The organism is Pseudomonas sp. xss_4, from assembly GCF_043104125.1.
In the GTDB taxonomy this organism is placed as follows: domain Bacteria; phylum Pseudomonadota; class Gammaproteobacteria; order Pseudomonadales; family Pseudomonadaceae; genus Aquipseudomonas; species Aquipseudomonas parafulva_B.
Genome location: NZ_JBICKJ010000046.1, coordinates 17777 through 33660, shown reverse-complemented (window position 1 = coordinate 33660; position 15884 = coordinate 17777). Strand labels below are relative to the sequence as shown.

The 15884-nt window shown below is 63.3% G+C and carries 15 protein-coding genes; 7 read left to right on the top strand and 8 right to left on the bottom strand.

From position 1 onward, the window contains the following. Positions 1–37 precede the first annotated feature (37 nt). Complete coding sequence (locus ACF8GB_RS09155; protein WP_058639498.1) at positions 38–502, top strand: TlpA disulfide reductase family protein; 465 nt, start codon at positions 38–40, stop codon at positions 500–502. A gap of 70 nt (positions 503–572) precedes the next feature. On the opposite strand, the gene ACF8GB_RS09150 is transcribed toward ACF8GB_RS09155, so the two are convergent. From ACF8GB_RS09150 to ACF8GB_RS09135, 4 genes are read right to left on the bottom strand one after another with little or no spacing between them, the layout of a single operon-like run. Continuing rightward, positions 573–977: an META domain-containing protein gene (locus ACF8GB_RS09150; protein WP_058605340.1), complete on the bottom strand. Its 405-nt coding sequence runs from the start codon at positions 975–977 to the stop codon at positions 573–575. Continuing rightward, positions 974–1411: a hypothetical protein gene (locus tag ACF8GB_RS09145; protein ID WP_078478972.1), complete on the bottom strand. Its 438-nt coding sequence runs from the start codon at positions 1409–1411 to the stop codon at positions 974–976. The genes ACF8GB_RS09150 and ACF8GB_RS09145 overlap by 4 nt, the downstream gene beginning before the upstream one ends. A gap of 31 nt (positions 1412–1442) precedes the next feature. Further along, on the bottom strand, positions 1443–2432 hold the full coding sequence (locus ACF8GB_RS09140) for a 2-hydroxyacid dehydrogenase (RefSeq protein ID WP_196121681.1): 990 nt from the start codon (positions 2430–2432) through the stop codon (positions 1443–1445). A 49-nt stretch (positions 2433–2481) separates the two neighbouring features. Continuing rightward, positions 2482–5238: a response regulator gene (locus ACF8GB_RS09135; protein ID WP_392526903.1), complete on the bottom strand. Its 2757-nt coding sequence runs from the start codon at positions 5236–5238 to the stop codon at positions 2482–2484. A gap of 258 nt (positions 5239–5496) precedes the next feature. Here ACF8GB_RS09135 and cysM point away from each other — a divergent pair, with 258 nt between their 5' ends. The 5 genes from cysM to ACF8GB_RS09110 all read left to right on the top strand — a co-directional run bounded on the left by cysM (position 5497) and on the right by ACF8GB_RS09110 (position 11573). Further along, positions 5497–6396: a cysteine synthase CysM gene (gene cysM / locus ACF8GB_RS09130; protein ID WP_058605367.1), complete on the top strand. Its 900-nt coding sequence runs from the start codon at positions 5497–5499 to the stop codon at positions 6394–6396. Then, positions 6397–7755, top strand: coding sequence for a 23S rRNA (uracil(1939)-C(5))-methyltransferase RlmD (rlmD, locus tag ACF8GB_RS09125; RefSeq protein ID WP_325943018.1), 1359 nt, complete (start codon positions 6397–6399; stop codon positions 7753–7755). 96 nt (positions 7756–7851) lie between these two features. Continuing rightward, positions 7852–10092, top strand: coding sequence for a GTP diphosphokinase (gene relA, locus ACF8GB_RS09120; protein WP_058605345.1), 2241 nt, complete (start codon positions 7852–7854; stop codon positions 10090–10092). Between the two features lie 81 nt (positions 10093–10173). Beyond that, positions 10174–11007 (top strand): nucleoside triphosphate pyrophosphohydrolase, encoded by an 834-nt coding sequence (mazG, locus tag ACF8GB_RS09115; protein WP_058639493.1) that lies wholly within the window; start codon positions 10174–10176, stop codon positions 11005–11007. 26 nt (positions 11008–11033) lie between these two features. Next, a complete protein-coding gene (locus tag ACF8GB_RS09110; protein ID WP_058639492.1) occupies positions 11034–11573 on the top strand; it encodes a DUF2058 domain-containing protein in 540 nt (179 codons plus the stop codon). 122 nt (positions 11574–11695) lie between these two features. Here ACF8GB_RS09110 and ACF8GB_RS09105 read toward each other — a convergent pair whose 3' ends face one another. The 4 genes from ACF8GB_RS09105 to purM form a co-directional block, all read right to left on the bottom strand. Then, positions 11696–11878 (bottom strand): hypothetical protein, encoded by a 183-nt coding sequence (locus tag ACF8GB_RS09105; protein WP_023534042.1) that lies wholly within the window; start codon positions 11876–11878, stop codon positions 11696–11698. A gap of 216 nt (positions 11879–12094) precedes the next feature. Next, positions 12095–12805, bottom strand: a complete 711-nt coding sequence (locus ACF8GB_RS09100) for a DUF3108 domain-containing protein (protein WP_197843891.1) — start codon at positions 12803–12805, stop codon at positions 12095–12097. A gap of 8 nt (positions 12806–12813) precedes the next feature. Continuing rightward, positions 12814–13467 (bottom strand): phosphoribosylglycinamide formyltransferase, encoded by a 654-nt coding sequence (purN, locus tag ACF8GB_RS09095; RefSeq protein WP_058639490.1) that lies wholly within the window; start codon positions 13465–13467, stop codon positions 12814–12816. Beyond that, positions 13467–14525 carry a phosphoribosylformylglycinamidine cyclo-ligase gene (gene purM, locus ACF8GB_RS09090; RefSeq protein ID WP_058639489.1) on the bottom strand — a complete coding sequence of 353 codons (1059 nt, stop codon included), beginning with the start codon at positions 14523–14525 and terminating at the stop codon, positions 13467–13469. Before purM ends, purN begins: the two co-directional genes overlap by 1 nt. 286 nt (positions 14526–14811) lie before the next feature. Between purM and ACF8GB_RS09085 the strand changes: the two genes are divergently transcribed. Further along, positions 14812–15879 carry a DUF2066 domain-containing protein gene (locus tag ACF8GB_RS09085; protein WP_196185634.1) on the top strand — a complete coding sequence of 356 codons (1068 nt, stop codon included), beginning with the start codon at positions 14812–14814 and terminating at the stop codon, positions 15877–15879. Positions 15880–15884 lie beyond the last annotated feature (5 nt).

The following is a 15884-nucleotide window of genomic DNA, read 5'->3' as shown; positions in this document are numbered from 1 at the left end:
TGACCCATTTGCTCTAAAACTCGAGAAGGATTGACCCATGGCAAGGCGTCTGGCAGCAGTAATGGCCATCACCGCGAGCCTGTTGCTCGGTGGTTGCGGTGCCGATTATGGCGTGGACCAGCACGGCAACACGGTAAAGGCCGAACAGGTAGACGGGCACTGGCTGGTGCTCAACTACTGGGCGGAGTGGTGCGGGCCGTGCCGTACCGAAATTCCCGAGCTCAATGCGGCTGCCAAGCAATGGGCCGCTGACGGCATCAAGGTGGTGGGGGTGAATTTCGATGGCCTGCAAGGCGCGGACCTCAAGCAGGCGGCCGATACGTTGGGCATCGATTTCACCGTGCTGGCCCAGGACCCCGCCGAGCGCTATGACCTGCCCCGCAGCGAGGCGCTGCCGGTGACCTACATCATTGATGACAAGGGCAAGGTGCGTGAGCAATTGCTCGGTGAGCAGACGCTCGAAGGCTTGAAGGCCAAGATCAAGGCCCTGAAACAGGGGTGACGCTGGCACGGCCTGAGCGAACGGGACGCTGACCTGTCAAGCCAGGCCCCGCGGGCAACAGCCCGCCCGCTCAGCCCTCTTCAGGCCACAGGCGCAGCGGCTTGCCGTCGGTGGGCCACAAGCGCAATTGCTGATCCGGCGCCAGGTCCCAGCGGGTGACTTTGCCAAGGGCCTGCAGGAAGCGTTTTTCCTGTTCCATCAAAGCCGGTGCACACAGCTTGCGGGTGCTGCCGACGCTACCAAAACTCAAGCGCTCGCCATCGAGGGTGTAGGCCGCGAACCAGTGATTGCAGCCGGCATTGCCATAGGCGCGCCCGTCGCTGCCCAAGGTCATGCTCAAGTGGCTGTTGTCGATCAGGGGGCGCTCGCCGATCCACTCCAGTACGTAGCTGCGGTCTTGCTGCAGGTCCGAAGGGGCGGTCGCGCAGCCAAGCAGGCCGGTGGCAATCAGTGCGCTGGTAAGCAGGTTTTTCATTGTGCAGGCTCCTGGCAACGGGGGCAGAGGTGCCGGGCGTCCTGGCTTGCCCAGCCCAGTTCGGCGATGCGGGCGCTGGCTGCAGGCTGACGCGCTGCCTTGCCCAGCTTGGCATCGACCGCAAATTCGAAGTCCAGTACCGCATCGCAGCTGTCGCACGCCACTTGCCAGGCCAGGATCTCCAGTTCATGGAAGACTGGCCCGTTGGCCACGGCAACCCACTGTCCGCGCGGGTTGATCAGGTGGCGGACGCTGTCCACGGTCAGGCGCATGGCCAAGTCCTTGCTGCCCTTGAGAGTGACCAGCAGGGTGTCGCCCTTGTGCATCGAGCCACCGTTGCCTGTAACCTGGTAACGGCCGGGCACCAGGGCTCGGCACTCGATCAGCGTGTGCTGCGGGTTGAAGAGGGTGTAGCGAAAATCGTGTTCGACCATGGGTCCTCCCTAAATGCCGCGTATCCTAGCATTAACCGGTCACCAGGTTCTGCGCCCTGCCTGCCGCCCAGCAAGCAATGTTCTCAAGCGTCGTCTGGGCAATGGCCTGCAAGGCCTCATGGGTGAGGAAGGCTTGATGGGCCGTGACGATCACATTCGGGAATGTCAGCAGGCGCGCCAGCACATCGTCCTGCAGGGGCAGGTCCGAACGGTCTTCGAAGAACACTTTGGCTTCTTCTTCGTAAACGTCCAGGCCCAGGTAGCCCAGCTGGCCGCTCTTGAGCGCATCGAGCAGTGCCGGCGTATCGACCAGCGCCCCGCGTCCGGTGTTGATGAGCATGGCGCCAGGTTGCAGGTGGACCAGGCTCTGGGCATTGATCAGGTGCCGGGTGCCTGGCGTCAACGGGCAGTGCAGGCTGATGATGCGTGCCTGGCTCAGCAACGCTGGCAAACTCATGTAGCGCGCGCCCAAGGCCTCGAGCTGCGGGTCGGGGCAGGGGTCGTAGGCCAGCAGTTGGCAGCCGAAGCCGGCCATGATGCGTGCGAAGGCCGCGCCGATCTGGCCGGTGCCGACGACCCCGACGGTCTTGCCATGCAAGTCGAAACCGGTCAGCCCGTGCAAGGTGAAATCGCCTTCACGCGTGCGGTTGTAGGCCCGGTGCAAGCGCCGATTGAGCGCCAGTATCAGCGCCACGGCGTGCTCGGCCACGGCTTGGGGCGAATAGGCCGGTACCCGCACCACATCTATTCCCAGCCGCTGGGCCGCAGCCAGGTCGACATGGTTGTACCCGGCTGAACGCAAGGCCACCAGGCGCGTACCACCGCGCGCCAGGCATTGCAGCACCGCCGCGTCGAGCTCGTCGTTGATGAACGCGCAGACGACCTCGTAGCCCTGGGCCAGCGGCGCGGTATCGGCCGTAAGACGCGCGGACTGAAAATGCAGTGCCAGGCCGCCGCCCACGGCGGCCTGGGTGAAACTCTCCTGGTCATAGTGCTGACTGCTGAACAGCAGGGCGCGCATGGTGGCTCCTTGTGCATAGGCACTGGGTCAGTGGAAAGGGCGGCTGCCCTCAAATACTCAGCCTGGCCTCGGCTGCCAGCCGGCTGATCGCGTTGTCCAGTTCATCGAGCGCCTCCCCAGCCAAGGGGCTGTCCTGCTTGAGCAGGGTCTCGCTGCGTTGGCACGCGGCACGCAGCTGAGGCACGCCGCAATAGCGAGAAGCGCCGTTGAGCCGGTGCACCTGCTCGATGAGCGTACGACGGTCATGCGCTTGACGTGCATCCCGAATAGCGGCGCGGTCATCTTCCAGCGAGGCCAGCAACATGCTCAGCATGTCGGCGGCCAGATCGGCTTTGCCTGCCGCCAGGCGCAGGCCTTCGTCATGGTCGAGCACCTTCAACTCGTCAGGCCCGGTGGGCAGGCTCGCCGGCATCTGCGGCGACAAGCCAAGGCTCAGCCCAGTCCACTTCATCACCACCTGTGCCAGTTGCCGCTCGCTGATCGGCTTGGTCAGGTAGTCGTCCATGCCGCCATGGAGCAAGGCGCGTTTTTCATTGGCCATTGCGTGGGCGGTCAGTGCAACGATTGGCAACGGGTTGCCGCTCTGGGTGTTTTCCCAGCGGCGAATTTGCTCGGTGCAGGCGCGTCCGTCCATGCCGGGCATCTGCACGTCCATCAGTACCAGGTCGAACGGTTCGCTCTGCACGGCCTGTACCGCCGCGTAACCATTGTCGACAGCCGTCACCCGGGCGCCCAGGTCCTCCAGCAGAGTCTGCACCAGCAAGAGGTTGGCCGCGTTGTCATCCACGCACAGCACCTTGGGCTGGCGCTGCTGGCCCACCATGGCGCTGACCTCGCCCTGCAACCGGCGGGGCTGGACCATTTCCAGCAGCAGGCGGCGCAGCTTGCGCGTGCACGATGGCTTGGACAGCAGTTGGCCGTGGCCATTGGACAGGTAAGGGTGATAGAGCGCCTGCTCGGTCGTGGGGCACAGCACCACGCACTGGCAATGATGCCGCTCCAGGTGCTGGTAATACTGACCCAGCTGTTCGGGTGCCAGGGAGCCTACGTTGGCGCCCAGCACGGCGAAGTCGAACGGCTGCCCCGCCTGGCTGGCAGCTTGCACCGCCTGCAGCAGTTGCTCGTAGGAGGTAAAGACACAGACGCTCAAACCGCAGTCCTGCAACTGGTGCTCCAGGGCCTGCCGCGCCAGTGCATGGCCATCGACGATGGCGGCGCGACGGCCGAGCAAGGGCTGCAGAGGCAGCTCCTCGGCATCGTCGTGCGCCTTGGGCAGGTTGAGGCTGATCCAGAACTGCGAACCTTCGCCAGGGGTGCTATCGACGCCGATTTCGCCGCCCATCTGCTCGATCAGGCGCTTGGAGATCACCAGCCCCAGGCCGGTGCCGCCTGGCTGGCGGGCCAAGGAGTTGTCAGCCTGGCTGAAGGCCTGGAACAGCGTGCGTACATCTTGAGGCGACAGGCCAATGCCGGTGTCCTGGACACTGATGCGCAACTGGGCGCTGTCCTCGTGCTCGTCTTCGAGCATGGCGCGCACGACGATGGTGCCTTCGCGGGTGAACTTGATCGCGTTGCTGACCAGGTTGGTGAGGATCTGCTTGAGGCGCAGCGGGTCACCGATCAGCGAGGAGGGCGTATCGCGGTAGATCAGGCACAGCAGCTCAAGCTGCTTGGCATGGGCGGCCGGTGCCAGGATGGTCAGGGTGTCCTGGATCAGGTCGCGCAGGTTGAAGGGGATGCTGTCGAGCACCAGCTTGCCTGCTTCTATCTTTGAGAAATCGAGGATCTCGTTGATGATCCCGAGCAAATTGTCGGCTGACTTCTCGATGGTGTTCAGGTAGTCCACCTGGCGGGGCATCAACTCGCTTTTCTGCAGCAGGTGGGTAAAGCCCAGAATGCCGTTGAGCGGCGTGCGGATTTCATGGCTCATGTTGGCCAAAAATTCCGACTTGATGCGGCTGGCTTCCAGGGCTTCCTTGCGGGCCATGTCCAGCTCGATGTTCTGGATTTCGATGGTTTCCAGGTTCTGCCGGACATCCTCGGTGGCCTGGTCGATGCTGTGCTGCAGCTCTTCGTGGGCACTGTGCAGGGTCTCGGCCATGCGGTTGATGCCGCGGGCCAGTTCGTCCAGCTCGTGACTGCCCATGGCCGGCAGGCGCTCCTCGAGGTGGCCGTCCTTGAGCTGGTTGACCGCATGCTTGATGCGCTCGATCGGCGTGTTGATGGCACGGCTCATGCGCAGGGCCAGCAGCCCGCTGACCACCAGGCAGGCCAGGATCAGAAGCAGCGTGGTGAACAGGTTGCGGTAGCCGCGCAGCAAGGTGCCGTCATGGGACAGCTCGATCTCCACCCAGCCCAGCAAGCGTTCGGCTTCGGCAGGCACGGCATCGGTGGCCAGGTCACGGTGGTGGCCGAACACCGGCATCAGGTAGCGAGTGGCGTCGTTGCCACTGCGTTGCAGCAACTGGGTACCGCTGCCGCCGCTGGGCGGTTGGTTGAGCATGCTCGGGCCGGCATGGGCCAGCCGACTGCGGTCCGGTGCCAGGAAGGCGACGGCGCGTACGTCGGCCTGTTCGAGGGTTTGCGCGGCAATGCGCTCCAGTTGTGCAGGCGCCTTGCGGGCCATGGCCGGGGCTGCCAGCGGCGCCAGCTGCTCGGCCAGCATCTTGCCCCGTTGCAGCAGTTGCGTGCGCAGGTCGCTCTGTTGCAGCCAGGTGAAGTAGCTGCCCAGCACCACTGCCATCAACCCGGCTGGCAGCAGCGCCAGCAACAGCACGCGGCTGCGAATTCCCAAACGATCGAGCACACTCGCCTCCTGTCAATGTGCCTGGATGCCGCCCTGCAAGGCGGCCAAGCGGGGACGTTACTCCCCCTCGCCAGCCATTGCACGCGTTAAGTCCGTACGCAGGTGCAGCACCGGCGGTGGCATGTGGCGCCGTGCATGGGCAAGGCATTGCACAGGCTTTATAGCCTGTAGCTATATGCACCACAGATTGCGTGATATGGCGAAGCGGGGTTTGCCGGTATGATGGGCGCCCCCGCCGTCCGGATTGTGAAAGACACCATGACCTTGCAGTATCCAACCATCGCCGATTGCGTCGGCAATACGCCCCTGGTTCGCCTGCAGCGCCTGGCTGGCCAGACCAGCAATACCTTGCTGCTCAAGCTCGAGGGCAACAATCCTGCCGGCTCGGTCAAGGACCGTCCCGCGCTGTCGATGATCGCCCGTGCCGAATCGCGCGGCCAGATCAAGCCTGGCGATACGCTGATCGAAGCCACCTCCGGCAACACCGGCATCGCGTTGGCCATGGCAGCGGCAATCAAGGGTTACAAGATGATCCTGATCATGCCCGACAACTCCACGGCCGAACGCAAGGCGGCGATGGCAGCCTACGGCGCCGAGCTGATCCTGGTGACCAAGGAAGAGGGCATGGAAGGGGCACGCGATCTGGCTCAGCAGCTGGAAGCCGATGGCCGTGGCGTGGTGCTCGACCAATTCGCCAACGGTGACAACCCGATGGCGCACTACACCAGCACCGGCCCGGAAATCTGGCAGCAGACCCAGGGGCGCGTTACCCACTTCATCAGTTCCATGGGCACCACCGGGACCATCATGGGGTGCTCGCAGTACCTCAAGGAGCAGAATCCGGCGGTGCAGATCGTCGGCTTGCAGCCGATGGAAGGCGCGGCCATTCCGGGTATTCGCCGCTGGCCCCAGCAATACCTGCCAAAAATTTTCGACGCAGCCCGGGTCGATCGCATTGTCGACATGTCCCAGGACGAGGCCGAACAGACCATGCGCAGGCTTGCCCGTGAAGAGGGCATTTTCTGCGGCGTGTCTTCCGGTGGTGCAGTCGCCGCCATGCTGCGCCTGTCCCAGGAAGTGGAAAATGCCACCTTGGTGGCCATCATCTGCGATCGCGGCGACCGTTACCTGTCCACTGGCCTGTTCGATCCGAGCTAAATGTCCAAGAAGAAAACCAACAGCGGCCTGCGCTTTCAGCCAGCCGGTGGCAATCGTAGCCCCCAGATTCCCGTGGGCAAGAAGCAACGCCTGGTCATCGAGCGCCTGTCAGGGGACGGTCGCGGCATTGCTTTCCATGAAGGGCGCACCTGGTTCGTCACTGGCGCCCTGGCAGGCGAAGAGGTCGAGTCGAGGGTGCTCAATGCCCGTGGCAAAGTCGTCGAAGCGCGGCTTGAACGGGTGCTCCAGGCCAGTCCCGAGCGCCGCGAAGCCCCTTGCAAATACTACGGCCAGTGCGGGGGGTGCAACCTTCAACACCTGCCCCATGAGGCTCAGCTAGCGCTCAAGCAGCGCACCCTGGCCGAGCAACTGCAACGGGTGGCCGGTGTGCAGCCCGAGCAATGGGCCGCGCCCTTGACCGGGGCCGCTTTCGGCTACCGTCGCCGCGCCCGTGTGGCCGTGCGCTGGGACCCCAAGACCCGCCAGTTGGCAGTCGGTTTCAGGGCGCAGGCCAGTCAGGACATCGTTCCCATCAATGATTGCCTGGTGCTGGTACAGCCCTTGCAGTCGATCCTGCGTCATTTGCCCACGGTGCTGCGCTCGTTGGCCAAGCCCCAAGCCCTGGGCCATGTGGAGCTGTTCAGCGGCACGGCCGAGGCAGTGCTGGTGCGTCATGTCGCGCCGTTGCCGGCCGAAGATGTTGCACGCTTGCAGGCGTTCTGCGCCGAGGCCAGCGCGCAGTTGTGGCTGCAGGGTGAAGGCGAGCCGCAGCCGGTGGATGCCACCGGGCCGCTGGGTTTCGACCTGGCGCCCTGGCAGCTGCAACTGGCCTGGCGCCCCGGCGACTTCGTGCAGGTCAACGCCCAGGTCAATACCGCTATGATCGAGCAGGCCTTGGCCTGGCTCGCTCCGCAGCCTGAAGAGCGGGTACTGGACCTGTTCTGCGGCCTGGGCAATTTTGCCTTGCCGCTGGCACGGCATGCCCGTGAGGTGGTGGCGGTAGAAGGCGTACAGGCCATGGTCGATCGTGCGGCGGCCAATGCCCGCAGCAACGATGTGCATAACGCGCAGTTTTTTCAGGCCGATTTATCGCAGCCGTTGACGGGCATGGAATGGGCCGCCGAGGGCTTTTCTGCGGTACTCTTGGACCCACCGCGCGACGGTGCATGGGAGGTGGTGCAGGGCATCGCCCGTCTTGGGGCCAAGCGGCTGGTCTATGTATCGTGCAACCCGGCCACGCTGGCGCGAGACGCCCAGGTGCTGGTCGGGCAGGGGTACCGGTTAACAAGGGCCGGGATTCTCGACATGTTTCCTCAAACGGCGCATGTCGAAGCCATGGCGTTATTCGAAGTGGGCTAGCCAGCTGGCCCCTTGGTGCGGCTTCCAGGGAATGGCAGCCGTGCGGTGATTGCCAGTGCACCCGCAGGGTGCGCTGTATGGAAAGGTAAAACAAAGATGGTACAGGTGAGAGTGCACCAGCCGGTCAATACCGACGGCAGTATCAATCTCGAAGCGTGGTTGGACCATGTGGTCAGCGTCGATTCGGCGCTCGACCGCGCAGCGCTCAAAGAGGCCTGCGAGTTTGCCCAGGAAGTCGAGAAGAAGGGCAACCCGGCCAAGCATTCCTGGGCCGATGGTACGTCGAGCTATCAGGCAGGTCTTGAGATTGCCGAGATTCTCGCGGACCTCAAGCTCGACCAGGATTCCCTGGTAGCGGCGGTCATCTACCGCGCTGTGCGAGAAGGCAAGGTCACCCTGGCCGAAGTCAGCCAGCGCTTCGGGCCGGTCGTGTCCAAGCTGATCGATGGCGTGCTGCGCATGGCTGCGATCAGTGCCAGTCTCAGCCCCCGCCAGTCGCTGGTGCTCGGCTCTCAGGCGCAGGTCGAGAACCTGCGCAAGATGCTGGTGGCGATGGTCGACGACGTTCGCGTGGCGTTGATCAAGCTGGCCGAACGCACCTGTGCCATTCGAGCGGTCAAGGCCGCTGATGACGAGAAACGCCTGCGGGTGGCGCGGGAAGTGTTCGACATCTACGCCCCCCTGGCCCACCGTCTGGGTATCGGGCATATCAAGTGGGAACTGGAAGACCTTTCGTTCCGCTACCTTGAGCCCGAACAGTACAAGCAGATCGCCAAGCTGTTGCACGAGCGTCGCCTGGACCGTGAACGCTTTATCAGCGATGTCATGAACCAGTTGCAGAACGAACTGCTGGCCACCGGGGTGAAGGCGGACATCAGTGGCCGCGCCAAACACATCTACTCGATCTGGCGCAAGATGCAGCGCAAGGGCCTGGAATTCAGCCAGATCTACGACGTGCGCGCCGTGCGGGTGCTGGTCCCCGAGATACGCGACTGCTACACCGCCCTGGGTATCGTGCACACCTTGTGGCGTCACATCCCCAAGGAATTCGACGACTACATCGCCAACCCCAAGGAAAACGGCTACCGCTCCCTGCATACGGCGGTAATCGGCCCGGAGGGCAAGGTGCTGGAAGTGCAAATCCGCACCCACGGCATGCACGAGGAAGCGGAGCTTGGCGTCTGCGCCCACTGGCGATACAAGGGCACCGACGTCAAGCCCAGCTCGAACCACTACGAAGAAAAGATTTCCTGGCTGCGCCAGGTGCTGGAGTGGCATGAAGAGCTGGGCGACATCGGGGGCCTGGCCGAGCAACTGCGGGTCGACATCGAGCCCGACCGGGTGTACGTGTTCACCCCGGACGGTCACGCCATCGACCTGCCAAAAGGGGCGACGCCCCTGGACTTCGCCTATCGGGTGCACACCGAGATCGGCCACAACTGCCGGGGCGCCAAGATCAACGGGCGCATCGTGCCGCTCAACTACAGCCTGCAGACCGGCGAGCAGGTCGAAATCATCACCAGCAAGCACGGTAACCCGAGCCGTGACTGGCTGAACTCGAACCTAGGCTATGTCACCACTTCGCGCGCGCGGGCCAAGATCGTGCACTGGTTCAAGCTGCAGGCGCGCGACCAGAACGTTGCCGCCGGCAAGACGCTGCTCGAACGTGAGCTCAGCCGGCTGGGCCTGCCGCAGGTCGACTTCGAGCGCCTGGCCGAGAAGACCAACGTCAAGACGGCCGAGGACATGTTTGCGTCCCTGGGCGCTGGGGACCTGCGCCTGGCGCATCTGGTCAATGCGGCGCAACAGCTGCTCGAGCCTGAGCGCATCGAGCAGATCGAGCTGGTGCCGCGCAAGCCCAGCGGGCCGCGTGGGGGCAAGCGTGGCGACATTCAGATCCAGGGCGTGGGCAACCTGCTGACGCAGATGGCCGGTTGCTGCCAGCCGTTGCCTGGCGATGCCATCGTCGGCTACATCACCCAGGGTCGCGGTGTGAGCATCCACCGCCAGGATTGCGCCTCGGTGTTGCAGCTGGCCGGCAAAGAGCCGGAGCGCATGATCCAGGTCAGCTGGGGGCCGATTCCGGTACAGACTTACCCGGTCGATATCATCATCCGTGCCTATGATCGCCCCGGTTTGCTGCGCGATGTGTCGCAGGTGCTGCTCAACGAGAAGATCAACGTGCTGGCGGTCAATACCCGCTCGAACAAGGAAGACAACACGGCGCTGATGTCGCTGACCATCGAGATCCCCGGTTTGGATGCCCTTGGGCGCTTGCTGGGGCGTATCTCGCAGTTGCCGAACATCATCGAGACACGGCGTAATCGTACGCCCTGAATCCCGCGTGCACGATTCGCGGGCATCCCGCCCCTAGGGGCCGGTTTGCCCGCCAAGCCCGACCGTCAAGGACTTGCCTGAATGACCTACACCCTCCAGGACCTGCTCCACCTCATGGCCCGCTTGCGCGACCCGCAATACGGCTGCCCTTGGGACCTGAAGCAGGACTATGCCAGCATCGTCCCACACACCCTCGAAGAAGCCTACGAGGTGGCGGACACCATCGAGCGCGGCGATTTCGAGGACTTGCAAGGCGAGCTGGGCGATCTGCTGTTCCAGGTGGTCTACTACAGCCAACTTGCCCGGGAGGAGGGCCGTTTCGCGTTCGACGGCGTGGTGGACGGCATCACCCGCAAGCTCATTCGTCGACACCCCCATGTCTTTCCAACCGGGGACCTGTATGCGCCGCTAGAGACGCCCAGCCTGAGCGATGCGCAGGTCAAGTCACGCTGGGAAGAAATCAAGGCGCAGGAGCGGGCGCAGAAAAGCCGTCCAGAACAGCTGTCATTGCTCGACGATGTGCCAACGGCATTGCCTGCCTTGTCCCGGGCGGCCAAACTGCAAAAGCGTGCGGCCACCGTCGGGTTCGACTGGCCCGAGGCCTTGCCGGTTGTGGACAAGGTGCGTGAGGAACTCGACGAAGTGTTGCAGGCCATGGCCGACGGGGACAGCGATGCGCTGGAAGATGAAGTCGGTGACTTGCTGTTCGCGGTAGTCAACCTGGCGCGTCACTTGAAGCATGACCCCGAAAACGCCTTGCGCCGAGCCAATCGTAAGTTCGAGCGACGTTTTCGCTTTATCGAGCAGGCGTTGCGTGACAGCGGCACTGCCATTGAAGACTGTAACCTTGATGCGCTGGACACCCTTTGGGGTGAAGCCAAGCGTCAGGAAAAGAACCTGCCCAGCTGCGGCTGAGCTGTTGCATAAGTGAGTGAACATTCATGAGCCTTTCCCTTCGCGACCAATTGCTCAAAGCCGGGCTGGTCAACCAGAAACAGGTTTCTCAGGCCAACAAGGCTGAAAAGAAACAGAAGCGCCTGGAGCACAAAGGCCAGGTCGAGGTGGACGATACCCAGCAGCGGCTGGCCAAGGAAGCCATGGCCGAAAAGGCCAAGCGTGACCAGGCGCTCAACCGTGAACAGCAGGAAAAAGCCGAGAAGAAGGCACGCGCCGCGCAGATCAAGCAACTGATCGAAGCGACCCGCCTGCCCAAGCTCACGACCGAGGATTACTACAACTTCGTCGACGACAAGAAGGTCAAGCGTATCGCGGTCAATGCCCTGATGCGCAGCAAATTGAGCCATGGTGCGCTGGCGGTGGTGTCCTACGGGGGCGGCTATGAGGTCATTCCCCGCGAGGCGGCCGTCAAGATCCAGGAACGCGACCCGGGCCGGGTATTGCTGCTCAATACCCATGTCGAGGAAGCCGACGACGACGATCCGTATGCGGCGTACAAGATCCCTGACGATCTGATGTGGTAATGCTGCAAGGCCCTGTCTGAACGTCCACCGGGTGGTCAGGGCCGCATTGTGCGGCGATGGGCCGCAAGGCGGCCCCTGGCGCCATAACGGGTATTCACGTCACGGTTTTCTGAAGATCGCTGTCACTGTGTGGTGCGCTGCTTTTCCAGGTCTTCCAGTTCGACACGGTACTGTTGCGCCTCGTGTTCGTTGTGGAACATCCCGACCAACTGGCCCTGCTGGTGCACATCCCAGATCCGCACGCCTGCGGCCAGGCCTTCGTGGGACATTTTCGATTCGTCGCGTTCGGTCACTTGAACTGTCATCGTTAAACTCCACTTTTTCTGGTTGGGTGCGACAGTCTGTCGCACGCCTTATTTATAGAGTTTGTTAGCAGCCTAAGTAAATAAAACGGCCATGAAACAAGTTTCATGTAGCCATGGCATGCCTAGGCCCGACTGCTTTATGCCCGACCAAATAAAAGCCCCGCACGGTGCGGGGCTTGGTGTTGCGTTATGGCTCAACGCCGACAAGCTTGAGTGTCAGTTACCTTTAACCGGCTTGCCATCGACCGTGCCGTCCTGCAGGACGATCACGTATTCCTTGCCATCGGTTTCCACTTGGCGCAATTGCACCAGCAAGTAGTCCCAGTTCTTGGCAAACCACAGCTCGGTGATGCGCTTGCTCTGGCTTGGATCACGCACACGTTCGACCTTGACGGCATCCACCTGGCCGGTCTTGGTGGTGACTTTCTCAGTACCCAGTACGCGGAAGTCATAGGTGTCGATCTCGTCACCATCGACCACCTGGTAGGTCATGCTCTTCTTGCCAGCGGCAACATCGTGCTGCAGCGCCAGCTGATAGGACGACTTGTCGAGCACCCCACGGTTGAGCGGCAGGGTGATGGCATCGCCACGATCGCTGCCGGTCACTTTCTTGGCAGCCCAGTCGAAGTTCAGGTCGACCTTTTTGGCCTTGCCAAGACCGCCGCGCTCGAAGTGGTAACGCTGCGGCAGCAAGGTGTCGTTATCCAGGCGCAGCGAGCTTTGCTCGGTCAGGCTGGCGATCATCATCGACGCTTTGAAGTTCAGGTCCCAGGTACCATCGGCATTCTTGACCAGGCTACGTTCGGCGGTACCGCTCATGGGCAGTTGCTTCCAGTCGGCGGTGTAGCTGGCCGAGAACGGCTTCAGGTCTGCTGCCTGGAGGGGCAGGGCAAGCACGGCAAGAGCCAAGAGCAGGGCACGACGCATAGTATCTCCTAGGATCGAATCAAATGACCGCTGGCCGACAGGGGCTGGCCATCCAGTAATGCACCTTGTTCGCCAAGACGCAAGCGGCCGTTGGCGAACCAGTGAACAGCCATTGGGTAGATGACGTGTTCCTGTGTGTGAACCCGCTGAGCCAGGCTTTGGACCGTGTCATCGGGTGCCACCGGCACGACAGCCTGTACGACCAACGGGCCCCCATCGAGTTCCTCGGTGACAAAGTGGACACTGCACCCGTGCTCGACATCCCCTGCTTCCAGGGCGCGTCTATGGGTGTGCAACCCTTTGTAGCGAGGCAGCAGCGAAGGGTGGATGTTGAGCAGGCGACCTTGGTAGTGGCGCACGAAGTCGCCACTGAGGATACGCATGAAACCCGCCAGCACCACCAAGTCCGGAGCGAACCCATCGATACAGGCCACCAGGGCCGCATCGAAGGCTTCGCGGCCCTGGAAGCCGGTATGGTCAAGGACCGCGGTGTCAATACCGGCAGCGGCTGCACGCTGCAGCCCGTAGGCATCGGCGCGGTTGGAGATGACCGCGCCGATGCGCACGGCGCTGTCCGGGATGGCGCAGCTGTCGATCAGCGCTTGCAGGTTGCTGCCGGAACCCGACAGCAATACCACCACATTGCAGGACTTGCTCGGCATCAGTGTGCCTTGAGGTTCTGCAGCTCGACCTGGGCAGCGCCCTCTGCGGCCTCGGTGATGTGGCCGATGACCCAAGGCTGTTCACCGGCGTTGCGCAGTTCGCTCAGGGCGGTTTCGACCTGGTCCTGGCCTACGCAGATCACCATGCCCACGCCGCAGTTGAGCACGCGGTGCATTTCATGCTCGTCGACGTTGCCCTTTTCCTGCAGGAAATCGAAGACGGCTGGGCGCTTCCAGCTGGCCACGTCGATGACCGCCTGGGCATTGGCCGGCAGTACGCGCGGGATATTGTCCAGCAGCCCGCCACCGGTGATGTGGGCCATGGCCTTGACCGCGCCGGTGTTCTTGATCAGTTGCAGCAGCGGCTTGACGTAGATGCGCGTTGGCGCCATCAGCAGTTCGGTCAGCGGCTGGCCGTCGAGCTGGGTGCTTTCGACGTCTGTGCCCGAGACTTCGAGGATCTTGCGGATCAGCGAGTAACCGTTGGAGTGCGGGCCCGAGGATGGCAGGGCGATGAGCGCATCGCCGGTGGCCACGCGCGAGCCGTCGATGATTTCGGCCTTCTCCACCACGCCTACGCAGAAGCCTGCCAGGTCGTAGTCTTCACCTTCGTACATGCCCGGCATCTCGGCCGTTTCGCCGCCGACCAGCGAACAGCCTGCCAGTTCGCAACCTGCGCCGATACCGGTGACCACGGTAGCCGCCACGTCCACGTTGAGCTTGCCGGTGGCATAGTAGTCCAGGAAGAACAGCGGCTCGGCACCGCAGACCACCAGGTCGTTCACGCACATGGCGACCAGGTCCTGGCCGATGCTGTCGTGCTTGTTCAGGTTCAGCGCCAGGCGCAGCTTGGTGCCCACGCCGTCGGTGCCGGAGACCAGCACCGGCTGCTTGTAGCCAGCCGGGATCTCGCAAAGGGCGCCGAAGCCGCCCAGGCCACCCATGACTTCAGGGCGTGCGGTGCGTTTTGCCACGCCCTTGATGCGTTCGACCAGTGCTTCGCCGGCGTCGATGTCTACACCGGCGTCCTTGTAGCTCAGGGAGGGTTGCTTGCTCATTGATCCAGGCCTTTAGGAGGGAGGGATTCGTAAAAACGACCCTGACGGCAAGGGCCGGCAGCCATGCAGCGGCTAACCGTGACATCAGTGGTCTGTGAAGGCGCGCGATTTTATCAGGGTTGCCGTGCAGCGGCCATCCTCCGGCCGACGGGCAGGTGAATTTAGGGCTCTCGCCGGTGCAAGATCGCCAGAAGCCTGGCCTTGCCGGTGCTACCTTTAACCGTGCCGCTTGAGGTATGAGTGCTGAAGCTTGAAACTCGCCGTTCCAGAGCACAAGGACACAACGATGCGCTTGTTCACTACTTGGGTCATGGGATGTCTGTGGTTGATCGCAGGGGCGGCCCAGGCCGAGAACGTCTCCGGCCTTTATCAGGTGCGCGAGCCGGTGGCCGGGCAGGGCGCCGAGGCGCGTGCGGCGGCGACCAGCCAGGCCTTCGACACCCTCGTGCTGCGCCTGACCGGCAACCCCAAGGCCGTGCAGAACCCGGCGCTGGCCGCATTGCGCAAGGATCCGCAACCGATCGTCAACCAGGTGGGCAGCGACGCAGGGCCACCCGAAACCGTCCGGGTCGAGTTCGACCCTGGCAGCACCGAACGTGCCCTGCGCAAGGCGGGCCTCAGTCTGTGGGGCAGCAATCGCCCGTCGATTCTGGGTTGGTGGCTCGTCGAGAGTGTTGACGGCACTAGCCTGGTAGGGGACGGCCAGCCTAGCGCCCAGCCGTTGCGGCGCGCGGCCCGTCACCGGGGCTTGCCGCTGCGTCTGCCGCTGGCCGATCTGCAGGAGCAACTGGTGGCCGACGCCAAGCATATCGAAGCCAAGGATCCTGGGCCGCTGCGTGAGGTCTCCCAGCGCTACGGCGCCGATGCCGTGTTGGCCGTGCACGCCCAGGAGATCGACGGCAAATGGCAAGGCAAATGGCAATTGTGGCTGGGCGAGGGGCGCGAGCAGGGCAGTGCCGAAGGAGCGGACCCGGCAGCGCTGGCCGACGCCGTGATGCTTGCCGTGAGCACGCGGCTGGCACCGCGCTACGTAACGCGTCCCGGGGCCAGTGGTCAGGTGCAGATGCAGGTCCAGGGCATGAACCTGCCGCGCTACGCTGAGCTGGCCCGGGTGCTGGAGTCCTACGGCGCGCAGTTGAAGCGGGTCGACGGCGACGTGCTGATCTATTCGGTCACCGCCAGCCGCGAACAACTCCGGGCTCAGCTGGCATTGGCCAAGCTCAGGGAAGTCCCAGCCGAGCAGGCACCTGCGCCGCAGGTGACCCCGGGGCCATTGGGTACGTCCCCAGACGGGACATCGGTGTCGCCTGCGGCCGCCACCAAACCGTTCGATGGCTTGCGCTTTAGTTGGTAAGAGGG

Coding starts and splice junctions, on each gene's coding strand:
- ACF8GB_RS09155 (WP_058639498.1), top strand. CDS start 38: ATGGCAAGGCGTCTGGCAGCAGTAATGGCCATCACCGCGAGCCTGTTG.
- ACF8GB_RS09150 (WP_058605340.1), bottom strand. CDS start 977: ATGAAAAACCTGCTTACCAGCGCACTGATTGCCACCGGCCTGCTTGGC.
- ACF8GB_RS09145 (WP_078478972.1), bottom strand. CDS start 1,411: ATGGTCGAACACGATTTTCGCTACACCCTCTTCAACCCGCAGCACACG.
- ACF8GB_RS09140 (WP_196121681.1), bottom strand. CDS start 2,432: ATGCGCGCCCTGCTGTTCAGCAGTCAGCACTATGACCAGGAGAGTTTC.
- cysM (WP_058605367.1), top strand. CDS start 5,497: ATGACCTTGCAGTATCCAACCATCGCCGATTGCGTCGGCAATACGCCC.
- rlmD (WP_325943018.1), top strand. CDS start 6,397: ATGTCCAAGAAGAAAACCAACAGCGGCCTGCGCTTTCAGCCAGCCGGT.
- relA (WP_058605345.1), top strand. CDS start 7,852: ATGGTACAGGTGAGAGTGCACCAGCCGGTCAATACCGACGGCAGTATC.
- mazG (WP_058639493.1), top strand. CDS start 10,174: ATGACCTACACCCTCCAGGACCTGCTCCACCTCATGGCCCGCTTGCGC.
- ACF8GB_RS09110 (WP_058639492.1), top strand. CDS start 11,034: ATGAGCCTTTCCCTTCGCGACCAATTGCTCAAAGCCGGGCTGGTCAAC.
- ACF8GB_RS09105 (WP_023534042.1), bottom strand. CDS start 11,878: ATGACAGTTCAAGTGACCGAACGCGACGAATCGAAAATGTCCCACGAA.
- ACF8GB_RS09100 (WP_197843891.1), bottom strand. CDS start 12,805: ATGCGTCGTGCCCTGCTCTTGGCTCTTGCCGTGCTTGCCCTGCCCCTC.
- purN (WP_058639490.1), bottom strand. CDS start 13,467: ATGCCGAGCAAGTCCTGCAATGTGGTGGTATTGCTGTCGGGTTCCGGC.
- purM (WP_058639489.1), bottom strand. CDS start 14,525: ATGAGCAAGCAACCCTCCCTGAGCTACAAGGACGCCGGTGTAGACATC.
- ACF8GB_RS09085 (WP_196185634.1), top strand. CDS start 14,812: ATGCGCTTGTTCACTACTTGGGTCATGGGATGTCTGTGGTTGATCGCA.